We start from the raw sequence: 19,695 nt of genomic DNA on the forward strand, positions 1-19,695 counted from the left end.
AATCAAATCCTCTCGATGATTTTTTCACCGTAAAGACCCTGCGGCCGGAACAGCAGGAAGGCGAGTGCGACCATGTAGGCGAACCAGTTTTCGACGGCTCCGCCGACCAGCGGTCCGACATAGGCTTCGGCGAGTTTTTCTCCGACACCGATGATCAAACCGCCGACAATGGCCCCTGGAATGGAGGTGAACCCACCCAGGATCAGAACGGGAAGGGCTTTGAGCGCAATCAGCGACAGCGAGAACTGGACGCCGGATTTTGCCCCCCACATGATCCCCGCAACGAGCGCCACGAAACCTGAAATGGACCAGACGATCACCCAGATGCCACGCAGCGAAATGCCGACCGACAGGGCTGCCTGATGGTCATCAGCAACAGCGCGCAGTGCACGGCCGGTCGCCGTATATTGCGAGAAGATCGTCAACGCGATCACCAGAATGATCGCGATGATGGCCGCCGACACATCAAGCGTATCGATATACATGCCGAAATAGTCGGCCCCTTCCGGCGCCCATCCGCGCGTCACATCCTCCCACCAGAAGGATCCTCCCGTCGGAAGACCGACATCGAGCGCCTTGACGTCGGCGCCCCACATCAGATCGCCGAAACCTTCCAGGAAATAGGCAAGGCCGATCGTCGCCATGAACAGGATGATCGGCTCCTGGTTCACCAAGTGTTTGAGAACCACCTTTTCGATGATGAATGCCAGAATAATCATCACCACCATGGTCAATAGAATTGCCAGTATAGTCGGCAGCCCCGGTCCCCAATGGTGCACATCCGTCCCGAGCATGGCGTTGATCAGATGCGCAAACGGGACCTGACCGGTCTGCAGGCCCACAAGGGTCAGCGCCGCAAAAAGCGCCATCACGCCCTGGGCAAAGTTGAAGATGCCGGAGGCCTTGAAGATCAGCACGAAGCCGAGCGCGACAAGGGAATACATGACCCCGGTCATCAAGCCGTTCAGGACGGTTTCAATAAAATTCAGAAAATCAGGACTCACGCCATGTCCCCCATTTGCTGCTGGTGACATGCACCGGCTACTGCCTGTCTTGTGCAAACATTAATCATGGCTGACCCCCAGATAGGCGTCGATCACATCCTGATTGTTGCGCACTTCGTCGGGAGTTCCATCGCCGATCTTGCGGCCGTAATCGAGAACCACGACCCGGTCGGACAGGTCCATGACAACCCCCATGTCGTGCTCGATAAGCGCAATCGTCGTGCCGAACTGCTGATTGACGTCGAGCACGAAGCGGCTCATGTCTTCCTTTTCTTCCAGATTCATGCCGGCCATCGGCTCGTCGAGCAAAAGCAGCGCCGGATCGGCAGCCAGGGCTCGGCCGAGTTCAACGCGCTTTTGCAGCCCGTATGGAAGCCGGCCGACCGGTGTCTTGCGGATATGCTCGATCTCGAGGAAGTCGATGATCTTTTCCACCGTCTCGCGATGGGCGAGTTCCTCTTTCTGCGCCGGACCGAACCACATTGCCTGCGACAGAATATTGCTGCGCATCAGGGTCATGCGGCCGGTCATGATGTTGTCGAGTGTCGACATGCCCTTGAACAGCGCGATGTTCTGAAAGGTGCGGGCGATGCCCTGGCTTGCCGCATGGTGCGGGCGCATCCGGCGGCGCTTTTCGCCGCGGAAGGTAATCGTGCCTTCCTGCGGATGATAAAAGCCGTTGATAACATTGAGCATCGACGTCTTTCCGGCGCCGTTGGGACCGATAATGGCCCGGATCTCGCCTTTCTTAACGTCAAAGGAAATATCTGAAATGGCCTTAACGCCACCGAAGGAGAGCGAAATATTGTCGACATGCAGGAGCATGCCGCCTCTTTCTATGCCGTCATCGGCACGAAGGCTGCCCGGGTCGATATGCTGGTTCATTCGGCAGCCTCCTTCGTCGCACCGGTCGGTGGATTCGTCTTCATGTCCATGATTTTCACCGTGGCCGAAATGCTGCCCTTGCGTCCGTCTTCAAAGGTAACTTCCGTATCGACGTATTTTTCGCTGGACCCGTCATAAAGAGCCTCGATCAGCGGCGCATAGCGATCGCCGATAAATCCGCGCCGGACTTTCTGCGTCCTCGTCAATTCGCCGTCGTCCGCATCCAGCTCCTTGTGAAGGACCAAGAACCGCGCGATCTGCGATCCGGCCATCAGCTCCTCGCCGGCAAGATCCCGGTTCACCTGATCGACATGCTCGCGCATCATCTCGTATACCTGCGGAAGACCGGCAAGCTCCTGGTAGGACGCGTAGGAGATGTTGTTGCGTTCTGCCCAGTTACCCACTGCTGCAAGGTCAATGTTCAGGAACACGGAGCAGAAATCGCGCCCGTCGCCAAAAGCGACGACCTCCTTGATGTTGGGGAAGAATTTGAGCTTGTTTTCGATATATTTCGGCGCAAACAGCGATCCGTCACGAAGCTTGCCTACATCCTTGGCGCGGTCGATGATTTTCAGATCGCCGCGGCTGTCGAAGATGCCGGCATCGCCTGTTTTAATAAATCCGTCTTCCGTGAATGTTTCCTTGGTCTTTTCCTCGTCCGCATAATATTCAACGAACATGCCCGGCGATTTGAACAGCACTTCGCCGTCGTCCGAAATCCGGATTTCCACGTCCGGAACGGCCTTGCCGACCGTGTCCGCATGAATTTCGCCGTCTTTCTGCGCAGTCACGTAGAGGAATGCCTCGGTCTGGCCGTAGAGCTGTTTCAGATTGATGCCGAGTGCGCGGAAGAACGAGAAGAGATCCGGTCCGATCGCCTCACCTGCCGTATACGCGGTACGGATATTGGAAAATCCGAGCGTGTTCTTCAAAGGCCCGTATACAAGGATATTGCCCAGCCAGTAGGACAGCCGCGCTCCAAACGGCACCGAGCGCCCTTCGAGAATGGCCTCGCCCCACTTGTTCGCGACAGCCAGGTAATGATGGAAAATCTTCTTTTTGATCACGCTGGCGTCTTCCATGCGGATCATCACATTGGTCAAAAGCTGCTCGAAAACACGTGGCGGTGCGAAATAGAAAGTCGGGCCGATCTCGCGCAGATCATGCGCAACCGTTTCGGGACTTTCCGGACACGCCATGCACAGTGCCGAAACATAGCCTTGCGCATAGTTCAGATAATGATCGCCGGCCCATGCAAGCGGCAGATAGGCAAGCACATTGTCATTTTCGGTCAGGTGATCGAACTCGGCCGTATCGCAGGCTGCCTTGACCGAAGTCTTTGCTTTGAGAACCACACCCTTCGACCGGCCTGTCGTACCCGATGTGTAAAGAAACACCGATACTTCTTCGCCGTCGGATGCGTTGATTGCGTCTTCCCAGGCCTTTGCCCGGCCGGAATCGGCGGCCATGGCCTCGCGGCCCAGTTCCTGAACGCTCGCGAATTCGCGAAGATGCGTATGGTCGTAGTCGCGCAGCCCGCGCGGCTCGTCATAGATCACATCCTTTAGCGCTGGTATCTCATCCGAAAATGAGAGGATCTTGTCGACCTGCTCCTGGTCCTGAACAACCGCAAGGCGCACCCCGGCATGGTTCAGGACATAAGCCATCTCCTCTGCCACCGCGTCCGCATAGACCGGAACGGGAATGGCCTTGAGCGCCTGCACAGCGCAAAATGTCCAGTAAAGTCGCGGACGGTTCGTGCCGACAATGGCGATCTTGTCGCCCTCGCCCACGCCAATTTCCTGCAGGCCGATCGAAAACGCCCGAATTTCTTCGAATTGCTGTTTCCAGGTCCAGCTTTGCCAAATGCCAAGGTCCTTGTGGCGCGTTGCCGTGCGATCGGCAAAGCGGCTGGCATTCAACAGCAGGTATTGCGGAAAAGTCACCGGCTTACGGCCGGCATTGCTGCCCGTCGATGGCATTCCCCAGATTCTCCTCCCAAGCCCGGCAGATCCTCAATCCGCCGGTAAAGCGCACGCGCTTTTTCATTTTTTCGTTCGATTAAGAAATGAACGTCTGTTCTTTTAATCAAAAGATTCGGCTGCGCGCAAGCTACTTTAGTCGAACTCGTTCAAATTGCGGCATATTTCAAACGGTTTATTGCGCTCGGGCAGGCCTTAGCGAAACAATATTCCAATTCAGCCAACCCTTTTCAATCGCTCGACAAATCAATTTCCAGTAGGACCAATACGGCCGACATTATCTTTTTTTCGTTCACATCGGGTTTTCAACATCCGTTCCCGCTCGACTTTGTCAAAGAAGGCGGCAACTATATTCAAAGTTCAGACATTTCCGGCACGCTCACAAAAATCAGGAATGAAAGATGCGCCACATTACCATCTCGGATATGCGGGTCCATATCATCAAGGTTCCGGTCCAGGCCACACACTCCCACGGCAGCGGCGACGTCAGCGCCATCAACAGCGTTGTTCTCGAACTGAAAGCCGATAGCGGGCACACCGGATGGGGCGAAGCATCACCCTGGCCCGTCTTTACCGGCACGACGGAAGCAAACGCTGCTGCCCTCAACACGCATTTACGCCCATTCATTGTCGGCGCCAACGCGTTGCGTCGAGAACAGCTTCTGACCATGGCGGACCGTGCACTGGTTCATTGCAGCGAAGCAAAGGCGGCGCTTGAGATGGCACTCCTCGATGTGGTGGGCAAGACACTTGGACTGTCAGTCGGCCAACTCATAGGCGGGCGGCAGCGCGACAGCGTGCCGGTCAGCTTCACGGTGGCAAATCCGGTCTTTGAGGAAGACATGGAAATCATCGCCCATCTTTACGGTTCCGGCGTGCGCATCTTCAAGCTCAAGACCGGGTTTCACGACCACCCGTTCGATATCATGCGCCTTGAGAAGATCCGCGATACCTATGGTGACAGCCTCGATCTGCGTATCGACTACAATCAGGGCCTGAAAGCCACCGACGCAATCCGCACACTGCGAGACATGGAGACTTTCAAACTTGGTTTTATCGAACAGCCTACGCCGCGCAACAACCTGGAGGCCATGGCTGCGATCAGCGCCGCGATCGACACCCCTATCATGGCCGACGAGTCGGTCTTCAATCCGCGCGAGGCGCTGATTGCCACCAAGATGAAGCTTGCAGACATATTTTCGCTGAAGGTGATGAAAAGCGGCGGCATCGTCAGGGCACAGGAGATTGCAGCCATCGCAAAGGCTGCAGGTGTCGGCGTCTATGGCGGCTGCATGTTCGAGACGGGCCTTGCCCATCTTGCCGGCGCGCATCTTGTGTCGGCTCTCGGCGAAATCGATCTCGGCTGCGAATTCTACATGCCGTCCTACTATGCCAAGGACGACATATTGGCTGAGCCGTTCCCGATCAGAAACGGTGCGGTTCATATTCCGGACGAGCCCGGCCTTGGCATCGAGATCGACCAGGACAAGCTGGCCAAATACACCGTCGAAACCCTGTCCGCACCCGCGTAATTCGTTGAATTCTCGGCAAGGCTCTGCGCGTTACTGCATCAGTGCGGACCGGTTATCGCGAATATAGTCTGCGGTTCGCAGCACAAGCGCCGCCAATGTCGCGGTCGGATTAACCGCGCCGCAGGTGGGAAAGAGGCTGGCACCGGCGATAAAGAGGTTCTCGACATCGTGGGTCTGGCCGTAGGAATTCGTCACCGACCTGGCCGGGTCGTCTCCCATCACCGTTCCGCCGATGACGTGCATTGGCGCAAGCGGTCCGGACCACACGTCGCTCGTTCCGGCCGCCTTGAAGATCTTCTCGCCCTCGGCGCGCGCCAGTTCAAGCCGATGCCCGTTTTCCACCGGCATTGTGTTCATGACTTTTGCAACAGGATGACCAAACCGGTCCTTTCTGCTGCTGTCCAGAATTACCCGGTTTTCAGCTTGAGGCGTTTCCTCGCAGACAGCCACCATATTGCCGAAATGCCTGCTGGCCTTGCGCATGAAAGCATCGAGCTCCTGCCCGTAAAGGTCGGGTCTGGACATGGCAATGCCAAGAAGATCATTTGGCTTGGCAGCCTGGCCGCAAATCCAGGTCCGGCTGCCGAAAGCGCCGCTGGCAGGTATCTTGTTGTCGTAGCCTTCCTGCGAAAAAAGGTTGCCGCCGGCAATGCCGCGATAGGGCTCGGTTTCCTCCTCGAACAGTGCGTAAACTGTGAGGCTAGGATGCGACATGAAATGACGGCCGAGCATGCCGCTGCTGTTTGCAAGGCCTTTCACATGCGCGCTGCTGACCGAGAGCAGGAGAAGCCGGTTATTGGCAACGGTATGCGCCGCCACAATGACGATATCCGCCGGCTGTGTGTGAAGCGTACCGCTTGTGTCGACATATTCGACACCGGTCGCCCGTCTGCCGCGTTCGTCGGTCGTGATTTTGGTAACGTAGGCGTCGTTCACCAATTGCGCGCCGGCCCCCAGTGCCTTCGGCCATTGCAGCACCAGCGGGTTGGCAAGCGCTCCGATCGGGCAGCCGGCATCGCACCAGCCGTCCAGAAGGCATGCCGTCCTGCCCTTATAATCCCGGCTGTTGATGGCAACAGAGTTCGGCCGAACCGGTATTCCGGCGGCATCGAAACCTTTCATGATCGCTCGTGCCTGCCTAGATATCGGCAGAGGAGGCATGGGGTAAGGATCGGCCTGTGGAGACCAGACATCCTGTTCCAGATCGCCGGCTATGCCGAAATAGATTTGCGCCCTGTCGTAGTAGTGCCTGAGATCCTCATAGTCGAGCGGCCAATCGAGGCCCTTTCCGTAAAGCGAATGGGATTTGAAATCCGCTTCATGAAGACGGTACCAATTGCCGTACCAGTGGAGACCGGCGCCGCCGGTACCCCAGCCCATGCCGAAATAAAGGCCGTTAACGAGATCGCCTTCACCGAGAGCCGGTGGGCCGCCCCATCTCAGCCGCCGCGACCATATCTGCGAACTGACCATGTCCTCGAGGGACCTTTTGGGTCCGCCCTCGAGAACCAGGACCTCAAACCCCGCCTCGGCAAGTTCCGCCGCCATCGTGCTGCCGGCGATCCCCGAGCCGACGATGACGATTTCCGTCTTTTCATGCTTTTGCATCACCATGGCAGCGCTCTTATCCGGTCCGGTTCCTACCAGGGCTTTTCGGGCAAAATATGCGCCATGTAAGGAGTATCGAGGGCCTTGAATCCGGCCTCGGTGCCGTAGACGACATCCACCGCATCGTTGCGGGATACGAGGTAGAAGAAAGACGGGTCCGGCCGCTTCCAGGCCTGGGATTTCGACGCGATGGCGGCCTCAACGATCACCTGTCGTTCCGCCTGTGAAAGCTGGAGAAACGGCACGCCGAAACGGTGATTGCTCTCTGTGTCGATCCCACTCAGTCCGCCAAGATAGTAGTCTGCCAACGGCCCGGCTTCGGAAAACCGAAGAAAGAGCAAAGCGCGGTCATAGGGGCCGGCAATATTCTGATCGACGAAATGCGCAACGCCGGCCCTGGCGGCGCCGGCGACCAGAATATCGCACCAGGCAGCATAGGTATCGGCCTGTTCCTTGCTGAAAACCTGCATGGACATATCACCACTCCCGCTGGTCTGCGCAGACGATGGCATTGTTTGTGCCGCAGTTCCTGCAATGGCAGCTGCGCTCATCACTCCACCAACAAATCGCCTCCGGCCGATTTTTTGCATGGCTTCTCCGTGACCTCGGTAGATCAAACGCCGACCGTCGCAAAAACAAGCGTCCAGCGCGCCACATTGTAGATTCTGACGCGGCACGTGTCACACAAAGAGTTTTCAGACCGGAGCCGCAGAAACCGGCTAACCTGCTTCGTCTACAACAACGTGACAGGCGACACTGACATTCGATATCGGCTCCAGTTCCGGTCGCGTCGTGCGGCACCGGTCCTGCACCAGCGGGCAACGCGGATTGAACGGGCACCCCCGCGGCGGATCGATCGGCGACGGCAACTCACCTTTGAGGACGATCCGCTCGCTGACCCGGGTGGGATCTGCCACGGGTGTCGCCGATAACAGCGCCTTGGTATAGGGGTGACGCGGGTTCGCAAAGACCGCCTTTGCAGGCCCCTGTTCCACCGGCCTGCCGAGATACATCACCATCACATCGTCGGCGATATGCCGAACCACGGACAGATCGTGGCTGATAAACAAATAAGCAAGATCAAGACGCTGCTGCAATTCGGTAAGCAGGTTGAGCACCTGCGCCTGAATGGAAAGGTCGAGCGCCGAAACCGGCTCGTCGAGCACCAGAATGTCCGGATCGAGCATCAGCGCGCGGGCAATGGCGATGCGTTGTCGCTGTCCGCCCGAAAACATGTGCGGATAGCGGTCGTAGTGCTCCGGACGCAAACCGACGTTCTCGATCATTTCCAGCGCTTTTTCCCGACGCTCGGTCTTGCTCATAGACGTGTTGACGAGCAGCGGCTCCTCTAATGCAGCACCGATCCGCTGGCGCGGATTGAGTGAGCCGTAAGGGTTCTGGAACACAATCTGCACCTTTGGACGCAGGGTTCGCAATCGCTCCGAGCTTGCGCTCGCAATATCGTCATCGCCAATCTGCAGTGCACCGGATGTTGGCGGCTCGATCATTGTCACCAGACGCGCCAGGGTCGACTTGCCGCAACCGCTCTCCCCGACGACGGCCAGCGTCTTTCCGCGCTGCAGGGTAAAGCTCGCGCCGGCAAGAGCCTGCAGCGTTGCGTCACCCTGGAATGCACCACGCGAAACCGCGTAGTGGCGGGTCAGGTCTTCCGCCGTCAAAACCGTTTGTCCGTTCATGCCGGCACCTCCTCGATATCGGGCAGCCCCTGCGGCTTCCCGTTGACGACCGGATAGTGGCAAAGCACCTGCCCCAGTTCGCTGGAAGCACGCACCGGCTGTTGCAGTCTGCAGTTCGCGGTTGCATAGGCGCAGCGCGGTGAGAACAGGCAGCCTTTCGGCCTGTCGAACTGCCCCGGTACCACGCCGGGTATAGACGCCAGTTCGCGGGTCGTTGCGCGTTCGGGCAACGCTGACAAAAGCGCCTGCGTATAGGGGTGATGCGGGTCGGCAAACAGACCTTTGACGTCCTGCTCCTCCACCTTCTGGCCCGCATATTGCACGGAAACGCGCTGCGCCGTTTCGGCGACAACACCCATATCGTGGGTAATCAGCACCAGCGCCATCCCCGTATCCTCCTGCAGTTTCAACAGAAGATCGAGAATCTGTGCCTGAATGGTCACGTCGAGCGCTGTTGTCGGCTCGTCCGCAATCAGCAGTTTCGGATTGCAGGCGATCGCCATTGCAATCATCACCCGCTGGCTCATGCCGCCCGACAGTTGATGCGGAAACGACGAAAGCCGCTTTTCCGGCGCAGGTATGCCCACTAGGCGCAACAATTCAACGAGCCGTTCCTTGCGTTCCGCACGACTGAGGTCGAGATGCGCCTTCAGCGCCTCCATTAACTGGAAGCCCACGGTGAAGCAGGGATTGAGGCTGGACATCGGTTCCTGGAATATCATCGAAATGTCCTTGCCGATGATCTTGCGGCGATCCCGCGCGGACATGCCGATCAGACTGCGTCCTTCGACATCCATCCGGTTGGCTGTCACGGTCGCGGTCCACGGAAGCAACCCCATGACGGCAAGCATGGCAACCGATTTGCCCGAGCCGGATTCGCCGACGACAGCCAGTACCTCACCCGGATCGACCTGCATGGAGACATTGTCAACAGCCCGGAAACGGCCATGCGCGGTCGCAAACTCAACCGTCAGGTTTTGTATATCCAACAAAGTCAAGTCACGTCCTCCTCAGTTTCGGGTCGAGCGCATCGCGCAGACCGTCGCCCATCAGATTGATGGCCAGAACCGTCATGAGGATTGCAATGCCCGGCAAAGTGACGACCCACCAGGCACGAAGAATGAATTCGCGTGCCTCGGCAAGCATTGTGCCCCATTCGGGTGTCGGTGGCTGGGCGCCCATGCCGAGGAAGCCGAGCGCCGCGGCATCGAGGATGGCGGTCGAAAACGACAGCGCCGCCTGGACGATCAGCGGTGCAAGGCAATTAGGCAGGATCGTGTGGAACATCAGCCGTAGCGGCCGAACACCGGCAACCTTGGCGGCGGTCACATAATCCTTGCTTCGCTCGGTCAGCACCGCCGCACGTGTCAGGCGCACATAATGCGGTTGCTGAACGATCGCGATGGCGATCATGGCGTTGATAAGACTTGGTCCCAAAATGGCCACCAGCGCCAATGCCAGAAGAAGGCTCGGGAAGGACAGGATGATATCCATTATCCGCATGATGATCGTATCGGCCCTGCCGCCCATGAACCCGGCGAAGAGGCCGACCGCGATGCCAACAGCAAGAGCCAGGGATACAACGATGATGCCGATAAACAGTGAGAAGCGGCTGCCGTATATGAGGCGCGACAGCATATCGCGTCCGACCGGATCAGTGCCCAGGATATAATCCCAGCTACCGCCCTCCTGCCAGACCGGCGGCACGAGAAGCGCATCGCGGAATTGTTCGGTCGGGCTGTGCGGGGCGATGACGCCGGCAAAGATGGCGATAAGGCAAATGAAAACGAAGAACCAGAGGCCGACAACGGCGCCGCGGTTTTCGCTGAAATAGCTCCAGAATTCAGAAAGCAGCGCAAGACGCCCTGTTTTGCGCGTATCCATGTCGGGAGCGGTGGCAACTGTGTCGGTCATGTCAGCCTCCCGTATGCCGGATTTTCGGATTGACCAGCCCGTACAGCAGATCAACGATAAGATTGACGATCATGACGATCACTGCGATGAGCAGGAGCCCCCCCTGCACCGACGGATAGTCCCGTCGGAATATGGAATCGACCATCCACTTGCCGACCCCCGGCCAGGAAAAGATGGTTTCCGTGAGAATTGCGCCGCCAAGCAGAACGCCGACCTGAAGCCCGATCGTCGTGATTACCGGAATCAGCGCATTGCGAAGCGCGTGGAGACCTACGACACGGCTGGGTGCCAGTCCCTTCGCCCGGGCCGTGCGCACATAATCCTCGCCAAGCACTTCCAGCATCGCCGAGCGCGTTTGTCTCGCGATGACCGCCAGCGGTATGGTTCCCAGAACGATTGTCGGCAAAATGAGATGCGAGACAGCCGAGGTGAAGGCGCCTTTCTGCCCCGATAAGAGACTGTCGATCAGCATAAAGCCGGTGACCTGCGGAAAAAAATAGATCAGTGAAATGCGCCCCGATACCGGCGTCCATTTCAATATGCCGGAAAACAGAATGATCAGCAGCAGACCCCACCAGAAGATCGGCATGGAATAGCCCACCAGCGCTGTTCCCATTATCGACTGATCAAACCAGGAGCCGCGTTTCACCGCCGCAACGACACCCGCCGTAATACCAAACACCATGGCAAAGACGATGGCGCATAAGGACAGTTCCAGTGTCGCGGGAAACAGGGTGAAGAACTCTTCAAGAACCGGCTTCTTGGTCACCAGGGAATTGCCGAGATCGCCTTGGAAAATGCCAAAGAAATAGTCGAGATACTGTTGCCACAGGGGACGGTCGAAACCGAATTGCTTGAGCAGTTCGGCGTGCCGTTCCGGGGTCAGTCCGCGTTCGCCGGCCATCAGCAGGACCGGATCGCCGGGCAGCAGGCGAATGAAGGCGAATGAAGCGATGGTGACACCAAAAAAGGTTGGAACCAGAACCCCGAAACGCCTGAGAAAATAAAAGAACATGATCTATCTCTGCATATACAATGACCACCGGCACTCAGGGGCGCCGGTGGTCAAGATAGTGCATTTTGTTTTGTCTTACTGCTTCAGGTCGACGCCATAGAAAGCGTGTCCGCCGAACGGATCGATCTTGAAGCCTTCGACATTGTTGTTCATGGCTTTGAAGACCACGGAGTGAGCAATCGTTGCCCAGGGTGCTTCACGTTTGAAGACTTCCTGCGCCTCTTCGTAGAGCTTGGTGCGCTCTGCCGGGTCCGAAACAACCTTGGCCTTCTGGATCAGGGCCTCGAATTCATCGTTGCACCACTGCGCACGGTTGGAGCCGCCAACAGCGTCGCAACCGAGCAGAACGGCGAGGAAATTGTCCGGGTCGCCATTGTCACCGGTCCAGCCGAGAAGAACTGCGCCATCACGCTCGACTTCCCTTGAACGCTTGAGGTATTCACCCCACTCGTAGGAGACGATTTCAACGTCGACGCCGACTTCCTTGAAGTCCGCCTGGATGAGTTCGGCCATGCGGCGCGCATTCGGGTTGTACGGACGCTGAACGGGCATTGCCCAGATCTTCATCTTCAGGCCGGTGACACCTTCATCTGCGAGCATTTTCTTTGCTGCTGCGGGATCGTAGGGATCGTCCGTGATAGCGTCATTGTAGGACCAGATTGTCGGCGGGATCGGGTTCTTGGCAGCCTTGCCGGCTCCCTGGAACACTGCATCCAAAATGGCCTGCTTGTTGATCGCCATGTTGAGCGCCTTGCGGACCTTCGGGTTGTCGAACGGCGCAAGCTGCGTGTTGTAGGCAAGATACCCGACGTTCAGGCCTTCCTGCTCAGGCAGCTTGAGATTGGCGTCCGCGCGGATCGCGTCAAGATCGGCCGGATTCGGATAAGGATTGAGCTGACATTCGCCGGCGGCAAGCCGCTGGTGACGGACAGATGCATCGGGCGTGATCGCAAAAATCAGATTGTCGATGGCTGCCTTGCCGCGCCAATAGGGCTCATGGGCCTGATAGCGGATGACGGCATCTTTCTGGTAGTCCTGGAACTTGAATGGACCGGTACCGACCGGCTTCTGGTTCAGGTCTTCCTTATTGCCGGCAGCTTCAAGCTGATCGGCATATTCCTTGGAAAGAATCGAGGCAAAATCCATGCCCAGATTGGCGATCATTGGTGCTTCCTGCCGATTCAGAACGAATTTGACCGTGTTGTCGTTCACCTTGACCACGTCTTTAAGAAGGTCCGGCATGGACATGCCGTTGAAGTACTCCCACGCGGTTCCGGCTGTGTATTGATGCCAGGGATGTTCCTTGTCGAGCTGACGCTTGAACGAGAACACGACATCGTCGGCGTTGAGAGTACGGCTCGGCGTAAAATAGTCCGTCGTGTGGAACTTAACGCCTTCACGAAGGTTGAATGTGTATTCCAGACCATCGTCTGAAACAGACCAGCTTTCGGCCAGTCCCGGAATGATTTTTGTGGTACCTGGTTCAAACTCGACGAGCCGGTTGTAGATATTTCGCGACGAAGCGTCGAATGTTGTTCCGGCAGTGTAGAGCGCGGAATCGAACCCCTCCGGTGATCCTTCCGAGCAATAGACAAAAGTCGTTGCGTTGGCGCCTGCAGTGATCATTGTCGAAACCACGAAGGCCGACAGAAATAGTTTGGTGGATCGCATTTTCATTTTTCCTCTTATGCTCCTCCCAAAATTGCAAAGGCTCCGGCCTGTGACCCGGAGCCGCGCCATATAAACACCTTTGCTGACAAATGAAAACAGTCAGAATTCATGATTCAGCAACGCTGTATTTTGCACCCCGTCACCCGAATCAGAACCTTCATGGTTCGGGGCATCATGTTGAAAAAATTCCAAAAATATTTACCACAAGAAATTGCGCGCTATTTGCATACAAACTGTAATCAATTCAACAAGTTCCGGCATGCGCACAAATCGCCGCACAATTTCCGCTCCATTGTTTTGCTACCTGAAATTGCAAACCGGACCGACTTGAAACGCGACAATCAGGTGTCCAACCAGGTCAAAATTCCAGCTGGAACGCTCCGGAATATCGGGTGGAACCCAAAATCTTGGTTGCAAAATTTCGGTACAACAATTGATTTATCGCAGATAGGGCTGGAAAGAATGCGAAAACACTGCCACATATACAACGGGGGCAGACAGTCAAAACAGAAACGGAATCAGGGTGACAAGACTGTCCTTGTTGCTGGGCGTTTCAACTGTCCTAGCAGTGCAGAGCCTCAGCAGTTTAGCCATCGGCATCGAAGTTGTTAATTTTAAAAGCGTGCCGCCGCCGCAGGCGGCACCTGAATCCAGCAGTAAAACCCAAGACGGTTTGCCGATCTGGGGGCATTTGAGCAAGCCCAAGGGTGAAGGCCCCTTCCCTGCCGTCATCTTGATGCACGGATGCGGCGGCATTCAACAATCACATTTCCGCTGGGCCGCAATTCTCAATAGTGAAGGTTATATAACCCTCATACCGGACAGCTTCCGGCCGAGAAGCATTGCCTATTTGTGCAAATCCGATGTGCATCCCGCATTGCACCGCCAACGCATACTCGACGCACACGGTGCGCTTGCCTATCTTCGGAACCTGCCGGACGTCGACTCGGCCCGCATCGGCATAATTGGCTGGTCGCAGGGTGCGACCATGACGCTGGAAACGATAAGCAGCGGGAGCATACTGAAATCGACCGAACCCTGGTTTCGCGCGGCTATCACATTTTACCCCTATTGTGTTGCGGATCGCCGAATTGATCTGCCTGTGCTCATCATGGTCGGAGAAGTGGACGAATGGTCGCCACCTGGCCCCTGCCGGGAACTTGCATCAAACAACAGGCCACCTGACTCCATCGAAGTTGTCACATATCCGCTCGCATTTCACGCATTTGATATGGTCGAAATTGCTGACGGATTCGCCATTGAGGGTCCGTCAGGCATCCAGCACTGGCTGAAATTCGATCCGCAGGCATACCAGGATGCAATCAACAGGGTGAGAGCCTTCCTGGCTCTGCATCTGTCCGACCAATAGGTCGCGCCAATTGTGTGCGGCAGGCTTACCCTTCACTTCTCCCGCTCGATACATATAAAGGATGCGCGAGAAAGTGGAGCCGACATGAAAATCCTGCCCCTGACTTTGCTTGGGGCCGCTGCCTTATCAGTACTAAGCCTGTCCGGCAGCGCCAATGCAATTGAAGTTGTGCATTTCAATAGTGCAGTGCTGCCGTCTGCGGCAAAGCAAGAAAGCGGTGCAGTTCCCGAGGAAGGTTTTCCCATTTGGGGACATTTGAGCAAACCTAAGGGTGAAGGTCCGTTTCCCGCCGTCATCTTGATGCATGGCTGCGGCGGACTTCTACAGGCCCACTTCGACTGGGCGGCAATGCTCAACGAACAAGGCTACGTCACATTGGTTCTGGACAGTTTCGGCCCCAGGAGCGTTGTGCGTGTGTGCACATCCGATAACCGTCCGACGGCACCTGCGCAAAGGGCGTTGGACGCCTACGGTGCCCTGGCCTATCTGAGTGGCCTGTCCGATGTTGATCCGGCGCGCATCGGCGTCATTGGCTGGTCGCATGGCGCAATCGCAACGCTGGAGGCAGTCAACAGGCGGGGCATATCGGAACGGTTTCAAAACAATTTTCGCGCCGCCGCCGCGTTTTATCCCTATTGCATTTCCGACCGCGAATTCGACCTGCCCGTACTGGTGTTAATTGGTGATGCCGACGACTGGACGCCACCTGATCTGTGCCGCGACCTGGCAAAGCGCAATCAATCGTCCGATTTGTTCGAACTGGTAACTTATCCCGGCGCATTCCACGGATTCGACAACATCGATTTCAACGAGGGTTTTTACGTTGACGGTGCGGGAGGCGGCCGGCACTGGCTTCAATACGACCCCGATGCCTATCGGGATTCGGTCAGCCGGATTGAGGCCTTTCTGGCTGAACATTTGTCTGGACGTTAGGTATCGCTACCGACGAACGCCGCATAATCTTCGGCCACAGCCTTGCTGGCGGCTTCGAACAGCGCCCGCCCCTGCTCAGGCGTCGCAAGCGATGAATGCGATCCGACACGCCCATCCGGAAATCTGGACCTGTGCTCATCAGCCGGACCGTGGCGATCTCCGGCATGGGCCTTGATGAATTCCGGCGTCAGTTTTTCCGGCGGATCGAGATCATCGCCGGCGATTATCCGGTAGCGTGCTTGCGTTATGGCGATTTCGGACGGGGTCGCATGCATACCCTCCCAGTCGCCATACCATTGGCGCCGCAGCGTGTTCACCGGCTCGAAATCCCACCAGCTCCTGAGGCGGATCGCCACCGGCTTTGATGCAAGCACATCCCCCATCGGCTGCAGATTTGCTCCGTGACCGTTGAGAATATAGATGTGACCGAATCCATGATGGATGAGCCCGTCGACGACCTCCTCGACCAGCCGGCCGAACGTTTCGGGCGACACCGAAAGCGTTCCGGGAAAACTCATATTGAACGGCGCCGGTGTATAGCCGATGACCGGCGCGACCATCGCATCGGCAATTTCACCTGCGCATTCGGCAATGTCCAGTGCGCACAGGCTGTCCGTACCGATCAGCCCGATTGGACCGTGTTGCTCGGTTGAACCGGTTGGCAGGATAACACCGTCGCGGTTTTCAAGGTATTTTTCGACTTCCGGCCAGGTGCTGAGATTCAGCCTCATTGTTTTGATCCGGTCGTTGCTTCCACCCAGGCGGCAAGCGCCGGCCGGTAGCTGTCAAGTTCGGCCGCAACGCTTGGCTCGCGCTGCAGCGCGCTGAAATAGGTCGCGATGGATTCGGGAAACACGATGTCCAGCGCCATGGGTTCCGTCAGCATCTCGATGAAAGTGAATGTGATTGGATATCCGCAGTCGGCAAGGCTCAGCGTTTCGCCGGTCAAAAAAGGCGCCGGATCAGCCATGCGCGCAAGCTGGCCTAACCGGTCGGAGATCACCTTCACCTGATCCGCGACGAACTGTTCATTACGCCCTGCCGGATCGACATGGCCAAACAGAGCGCGAACCGCCGGCTCCAGCCTGGTATCGTGGAAGCGCGACAGGGCCCTGGCCCGGGCACGCTCGACGATATCCTGCGGCCACATTCTCGGTTGCGGCGCCAGTTCATTCAGATATTCGTTGATCGCCTCGGAATCGACCAGCACAAAGCCGCCGTGATCGATCGCGGGCAAGGTTCCCGACGGCACTATTTCCTTGTAGGGATCGCTGGCATACCCACCCGGCGGCGGCACGTCCTCCCAATCTAGCTGCTTGGCTCTCAGCACGATACGAACCTTGGCGCTGTAGAGACTGGGTGGAATGGAATAGAGCCTGATCATTGCTATCTCACATAAAAGGGACCGCCATTATAGCGGTCCCATACTACGCACCGGATGCGCCGATAGGCTAGTTCGAAAGTTGCCACTTCTTGGCAAGTGAGTCGAAGAAGCCGCGCTCCTCCTTCAGCTTGATCCAGGTGTTTACGTAGTTGATCCAGACCTGATCGCCCTGTGGCATCAGCATGGCGATCGGTGTCGGCGCTTTCGGCGCCGAAACCGTCACAACAGCCATCTGCGGGTACTTCGCGACAAGTTTGTAGGCTTCCACGTTTGAAGTGATGTGAGCGTCGGCGCGGCCGGACAGAACTTCCTGGAAGTCGCGGGCCGGTGCCTCGACGATCTGATGCGTGGCATTGGGGAAGAACTGCTTGACCTGCTTTTCCTGCGTCGTGCCAAGCGTGGCTGCAACGGTAACTTCAGGTTTGTTAAGGTCTTCCCAGTCCTTGAACTTGCCTGAATTTTCGGCAAGCACAAGCGGCACGGTCGCCAGTGAGAAATAGCTGTCGGAATAGCCAGCCGCCTTGGCTCTGGCGGGCGAGATCGAGGCAGATCCGGTCAGGTGATACTTGCCAGAGACGACGCCATTGACCAGCGTCTTCCAGTCGGTCGGCACGAACTCGACTTCGACACCCATGTCCTTGGCAAGCTCGTTCATCACGTCGATGTCGTAACCCGTGTAGCTGTTGGTGGCCGGATCGCGCATTGTCATCGGGTTCCAGTCGCCCGTCGTGCCGACCTTCAAGACGCCGTCATTGAGTATTTGTTGCAGCGCCGACTGCGCCTGTGCAGCCGTTGCAGCGGCAACGAGCATCACTGCCACAATGCAAGTCTTTACAAATCTCATCTGATTTTCTCCCTTTGAGTGTCCCTTGGTATTTTTACTATTCCCAGTGTTCCGAAGATTGCGGAAAATTGCAATCCAATAAATTTATTGCACGACAATAAACTCCATGATAGTCATCTGAGTCAACAAGAATAACAGGAAACACTATCCCCGACCGGGCTGCAAAACACCTTTCGCGGATAGAAGGAACACCGGTAAGGCGCACCCTGCAAAAATAGAAAATCGGGTGTCGCCAATCATGAGGGAGAAGGCCATCGTGACGCACGTTGACGATGCCGCTGCGGCTGCAGACACGGGTGAACCGATCATCGAACTTGATGGTGTCTGCAAGTGGTTTGGCGAATTTCAGGCACTGAAGGACATCAATCTGACCGTTAAGGCGGGCGAAAAGCTGGTCGTGTGCGGCCCGTCCGGATCCGGCAAGTCCACAATGATCCGCTGCATCAATCACCTGGAAAGCCACCAGCAGGGAAAGATCGTGGTCGACGGGACCGAACTGACGGATGATGCACGCAACATTCAAACGGTTCGCCAGGAAGTCGGCATGGTGTTTCAGCAGTTCAACCTGTTCCCGCACCTGACGGTGATCGAGAACCTGATGCTTGGCCCCTTGAGAGCACGCAAGATTTCGAAAAGCGAGGCGCGGGAACGGGCTGAATTTTATCTCGAACGCGTTCACATCCCCGAGCAGGCAGACAAATATCCCGGACAGCTTTCCGGCGGGCAGCAGCAGCGCGTGGCTATCGCCAGGTCGCTTTGCATGGAGCCGCGCATCATGCTGTTTGACGAGCCGACCTCGGCGCTCGATCCGGAAATGATTTCCGAGGTGCTCGACGTGATGACTGAACTCGCGCAAAGCGGAATGACCATGATCTGCGTGACACACGAGATGGGCTTTGCCCGTCGGGTGGCCGACACAATGGTGTTCATGGACTACGGCGAGATTGTCGAAAAGGCGGATCCCGAAACCTTCTTCGGCAACCCGCGAAGCGACCGTTGTCAGCAGTTCCTGCAACAGATTCTGGGCCACTGACAAGCGCCCGCCGGAAATTCAGAGGATGATCATGCGTCAGGCCTTAAACCAACCTATCACCCGTAAGATATTCGTTCTTTCCGCGCTTGTGATTTTGCTGTCGGGCTGCTCCGCCAACTGGGGCTGGTATGTCGTCTCGCCCACGACCAAATCAGGAATGAGCAATCTGCTGTTCCTGCTTGGCGGGCTGAAATACACGCTGCTTCTTTCCATAACGGCGATACTGATTTCCGTCGTCGTCGGGCTTTTTGTGGCACTCCCCGGCCTTTCGGAAAACCGCTATCTGAAGCTCTTCAACCGGTCCTATGTCGAGTTCATCCGTGCCATCCCCATCCTGGTGATGATCCTCTGGGTCTATTACGGGCTCCCGCAGCTCGGCAATATCCAGATCGGCGTGTTCTGGGCAGGCGTGATTGCGCTCGCCCTTTCCGACAGCGCCTTTCAGGCAGAGATTTTCCGTGCCGGCATACAGTCGATCCACCGCGGGCAATATGAGGCGGCACAATCGATTTCGCTGAGTTACGCGGACACGATGCGTTTCGTCATCCTGCCCCAGGCAATCAAACGCATTCTGCCGGCGCTCGGAAACCAGCTTGTCTACATGCTGAAAATGTCGTCGCTGGTCTCGGTGATCGGCATGCAGGAACTGACCCGCCGAGCCAATGAACTGGTGGTGACGGAGTACCGCTCGCTGGAGATCTACACGATCCTGGTGCTGGAATATCTGGTTCTGATCCTGATCGTCTCGGCCGGCGTGCGCTGGCTTGAACGCAAGATGCGCGCCGATGAGCGCGGCTGAACAAGACAACGGATGAAACAAACAA

The 19,695-nt window shown here is 56.9% G+C and carries 18 protein-coding genes; 5 read left to right on the top strand and 13 right to left on the bottom strand.

The window, feature by feature from the left end:
- Positions 1 to 2: 2 nt before the first annotated feature.
- The 3 genes from ABVT35_RS16005 to ABVT35_RS16015 are packed head-to-tail and all read right to left on the bottom strand — an operon-like array spanning position 3 to position 3,871.
- Positions 3 to 1,034 carry a branched-chain amino acid ABC transporter permease gene (locus ABVT35_RS16005; protein WP_368467583.1) on the bottom strand — a complete coding sequence of 344 codons (1,032 nt, stop codon included), beginning with the start codon at positions 1,032 to 1,034 and terminating at the stop codon, positions 3 to 5.
- Between the two features lie 30 nt (positions 1,035 to 1,064).
- Entirely contained in the window at positions 1,065 to 1,889 is an 825-nt protein-coding gene (locus ABVT35_RS16010; RefSeq protein ID WP_368467584.1) for an ABC transporter ATP-binding protein, read from the bottom strand.
- Positions 1,886 to 3,871 (bottom strand): AMP-binding protein, encoded by a 1,986-nt coding sequence (locus ABVT35_RS16015; protein WP_368467585.1) that lies wholly within the window; start codon positions 3,869 to 3,871, stop codon positions 1,886 to 1,888. Before ABVT35_RS16015 ends, ABVT35_RS16010 begins: the two co-directional genes overlap by 4 nt.
- Before the next feature lie 401 nt (positions 3,872 to 4,272).
- On the opposite strand from ABVT35_RS16015, the gene ABVT35_RS16020 reads away from it, so the two are divergent.
- The gene (locus tag ABVT35_RS16020; RefSeq protein ID WP_368467586.1) at positions 4,273 to 5,403 is read left to right on the top strand and encodes an enolase C-terminal domain-like protein; all 1,131 of its coding nucleotides are present in this window, start codon (positions 4,273 to 4,275) and stop codon (positions 5,401 to 5,403) included.
- A 30-nt stretch (positions 5,404 to 5,433) separates the two neighbouring features.
- Here the strand turns inward: ABVT35_RS16020 and ABVT35_RS16025 are convergent, their stop codons facing one another.
- The 7 genes from ABVT35_RS16025 to ABVT35_RS16055 form a co-directional block, all read right to left on the bottom strand.
- Complete coding sequence (locus ABVT35_RS16025) at positions 5,434 to 7,017, bottom strand: GMC family oxidoreductase (RefSeq protein WP_368467587.1); 1,584 nt, start codon at positions 7,015 to 7,017, stop codon at positions 5,434 to 5,436.
- Positions 7,018 to 7,043: 26 nt separating this feature from the next.
- Positions 7,044 to 7,487: a gluconate 2-dehydrogenase subunit 3 family protein gene (locus ABVT35_RS16030; RefSeq protein ID WP_368467588.1), complete on the bottom strand. Its 444-nt coding sequence runs from the start codon at positions 7,485 to 7,487 to the stop codon at positions 7,044 to 7,046.
- A 243-nt stretch (positions 7,488 to 7,730) separates the two neighbouring features.
- Positions 7,731 to 8,708, bottom strand: coding sequence for a dipeptide ABC transporter ATP-binding protein (locus tag ABVT35_RS16035; RefSeq protein ID WP_368467589.1), 978 nt, complete (start codon positions 8,706 to 8,708; stop codon positions 7,731 to 7,733).
- Complete coding sequence (locus tag ABVT35_RS16040; RefSeq protein ID WP_368467590.1) at positions 8,705 to 9,706, bottom strand: ABC transporter ATP-binding protein; 1,002 nt, start codon at positions 9,704 to 9,706, stop codon at positions 8,705 to 8,707. Before ABVT35_RS16040 ends, ABVT35_RS16035 begins: the two co-directional genes overlap by 4 nt.
- A gap of 1 nt (position 9,707) precedes the next feature.
- On the bottom strand, positions 9,708 to 10,622 hold the full coding sequence (locus tag ABVT35_RS16045; RefSeq protein ID WP_368467591.1) for an ABC transporter permease subunit: 915 nt from the start codon (positions 10,620 to 10,622) through the stop codon (positions 9,708 to 9,710).
- 1 nt (position 10,623) lies between these two features.
- Positions 10,624 to 11,637, bottom strand: a complete 1,014-nt coding sequence (locus ABVT35_RS16050; protein ID WP_368467592.1) for an ABC transporter permease subunit — start codon at positions 11,635 to 11,637, stop codon at positions 10,624 to 10,626.
- A 75-nt stretch (positions 11,638 to 11,712) separates the two neighbouring features.
- Positions 11,713 to 13,308, bottom strand: coding sequence for an ABC transporter substrate-binding protein (locus ABVT35_RS16055; RefSeq protein WP_368467593.1), 1,596 nt, complete (start codon positions 13,306 to 13,308; stop codon positions 11,713 to 11,715).
- 691 nt (positions 13,309 to 13,999) lie between these two features.
- On the opposite strand from ABVT35_RS16055, the gene ABVT35_RS16060 reads away from it, so the two are divergent.
- Together ABVT35_RS16060 and ABVT35_RS16065 are read left to right on the top strand one after the other, a co-directional pair.
- Entirely contained in the window at positions 14,000 to 14,677 is a 678-nt protein-coding gene (locus ABVT35_RS16060) for a dienelactone hydrolase family protein (protein WP_368467594.1), read from the top strand.
- Positions 14,678 to 14,761: 84 nt separating this feature from the next.
- Positions 14,762 to 15,610, top strand: coding sequence for a dienelactone hydrolase family protein (locus ABVT35_RS16065; RefSeq protein ID WP_368467595.1), 849 nt, complete (start codon positions 14,762 to 14,764; stop codon positions 15,608 to 15,610).
- Here ABVT35_RS16065 and ABVT35_RS16070 read toward each other — a convergent pair.
- The 3 genes from ABVT35_RS16070 to ABVT35_RS16080 form a co-directional block, all read right to left on the bottom strand.
- Entirely contained in the window at positions 15,607 to 16,341 is a 735-nt protein-coding gene (locus ABVT35_RS16070; RefSeq protein ID WP_368467596.1) for a creatininase family protein, read from the bottom strand. The two genes, ABVT35_RS16065 and ABVT35_RS16070, sit on opposite strands and share 4 nt — an antisense overlap.
- Entirely contained in the window at positions 16,338 to 16,994 is a 657-nt protein-coding gene (locus ABVT35_RS16075; RefSeq protein WP_368467597.1) for a glutathione S-transferase family protein, read from the bottom strand. The genes ABVT35_RS16070 and ABVT35_RS16075 overlap by 4 nt, the downstream gene beginning before the upstream one ends.
- 67 nt (positions 16,995 to 17,061) lie before the next feature.
- On the bottom strand, positions 17,062 to 17,838 hold the full coding sequence (locus tag ABVT35_RS16080; RefSeq protein ID WP_368467598.1) for a transporter substrate-binding domain-containing protein: 777 nt from the start codon (positions 17,836 to 17,838) through the stop codon (positions 17,062 to 17,064).
- Between the two features lie 256 nt (positions 17,839 to 18,094).
- Between ABVT35_RS16080 and ABVT35_RS16085 the strand changes: the two genes are divergently transcribed.
- Positions 18,095 to 18,871 carry an amino acid ABC transporter ATP-binding protein gene (locus ABVT35_RS16085; protein ID WP_368467599.1) on the top strand — a complete coding sequence of 259 codons (777 nt, stop codon included), beginning with the start codon at positions 18,095 to 18,097 and terminating at the stop codon, positions 18,869 to 18,871.
- A gap of 31 nt (positions 18,872 to 18,902) precedes the next feature.
- Positions 18,903 to 19,670, top strand: a complete 768-nt coding sequence (locus ABVT35_RS16090; RefSeq protein ID WP_368467600.1) for an amino acid ABC transporter permease — start codon at positions 18,903 to 18,905, stop codon at positions 19,668 to 19,670.
- Positions 19,671 to 19,695: the final 25 nt, after the last annotated feature.

The sequence above is a fragment of the Hoeflea sp. TYP-13 genome, assembly GCF_040932035.1.
GTDB lineage: Bacteria > Pseudomonadota > Alphaproteobacteria > Rhizobiales > Rhizobiaceae > Hoeflea_A.

What these genes read in the sequence shown, in the direction of transcription:
- ABVT35_RS16005 (WP_368467583.1), bottom strand. Translation starts at nt 1,034, where the DNA reads ATGTCACCAGCAGCAAATGGGGGACATGGCGTGAGTCCTGATTTTCTG.
- ABVT35_RS16010 (WP_368467584.1), bottom strand. Translation starts at nt 1,889, where the DNA reads ATGAACCAGCATATCGACCCGGGCAGCCTTCGTGCCGATGACGGCATA.
- ABVT35_RS16015 (WP_368467585.1), bottom strand. Translation starts at nt 3,871, where the DNA reads ATGCCATCGACGGGCAGCAATGCCGGCCGTAAGCCGGTGACTTTTCCG.
- ABVT35_RS16020 (WP_368467586.1), top strand. Translation starts at nt 4,273, where the DNA reads ATGCGCCACATTACCATCTCGGATATGCGGGTCCATATCATCAAGGTT.
- ABVT35_RS16025 (WP_368467587.1), bottom strand. Translation starts at nt 7,017, where the DNA reads ATGGTGATGCAAAAGCATGAAAAGACGGAAATCGTCATCGTCGGCTCG.
- ABVT35_RS16030 (WP_368467588.1), bottom strand. Translation starts at nt 7,487, where the DNA reads ATGTCCATGCAGGTTTTCAGCAAGGAACAGGCCGATACCTATGCTGCC.
- ABVT35_RS16035 (WP_368467589.1), bottom strand. Translation starts at nt 8,708, where the DNA reads ATGAACGGACAAACGGTTTTGACGGCGGAAGACCTGACCCGCCACTAC.
- ABVT35_RS16045 (WP_368467591.1), bottom strand. Translation starts at nt 10,622, where the DNA reads ATGACCGACACAGTTGCCACCGCTCCCGACATGGATACGCGCAAAACA.
- ABVT35_RS16050 (WP_368467592.1), bottom strand. Translation starts at nt 11,637, where the DNA reads ATGTTCTTTTATTTTCTCAGGCGTTTCGGGGTTCTGGTTCCAACCTTT.
- ABVT35_RS16055 (WP_368467593.1), bottom strand. Translation starts at nt 13,308, where the DNA reads ATGCGATCCACCAAACTATTTCTGTCGGCCTTCGTGGTTTCGACAATG.
- ABVT35_RS16065 (WP_368467595.1), top strand. Translation starts at nt 14,762, where the DNA reads ATGAAAATCCTGCCCCTGACTTTGCTTGGGGCCGCTGCCTTATCAGTA.
- ABVT35_RS16070 (WP_368467596.1), bottom strand. Translation starts at nt 16,341, where the DNA reads ATGAGGCTGAATCTCAGCACCTGGCCGGAAGTCGAAAAATACCTTGAA.
- ABVT35_RS16075 (WP_368467597.1), bottom strand. Translation starts at nt 16,994, where the DNA reads ATGATCAGGCTCTATTCCATTCCACCCAGTCTCTACAGCGCCAAGGTT.
- ABVT35_RS16080 (WP_368467598.1), bottom strand. Translation starts at nt 17,838, where the DNA reads ATGAGATTTGTAAAGACTTGCATTGTGGCAGTGATGCTCGTTGCCGCT.
- ABVT35_RS16090 (WP_368467600.1), top strand. Translation starts at nt 18,903, where the DNA reads ATGCGTCAGGCCTTAAACCAACCTATCACCCGTAAGATATTCGTTCTT.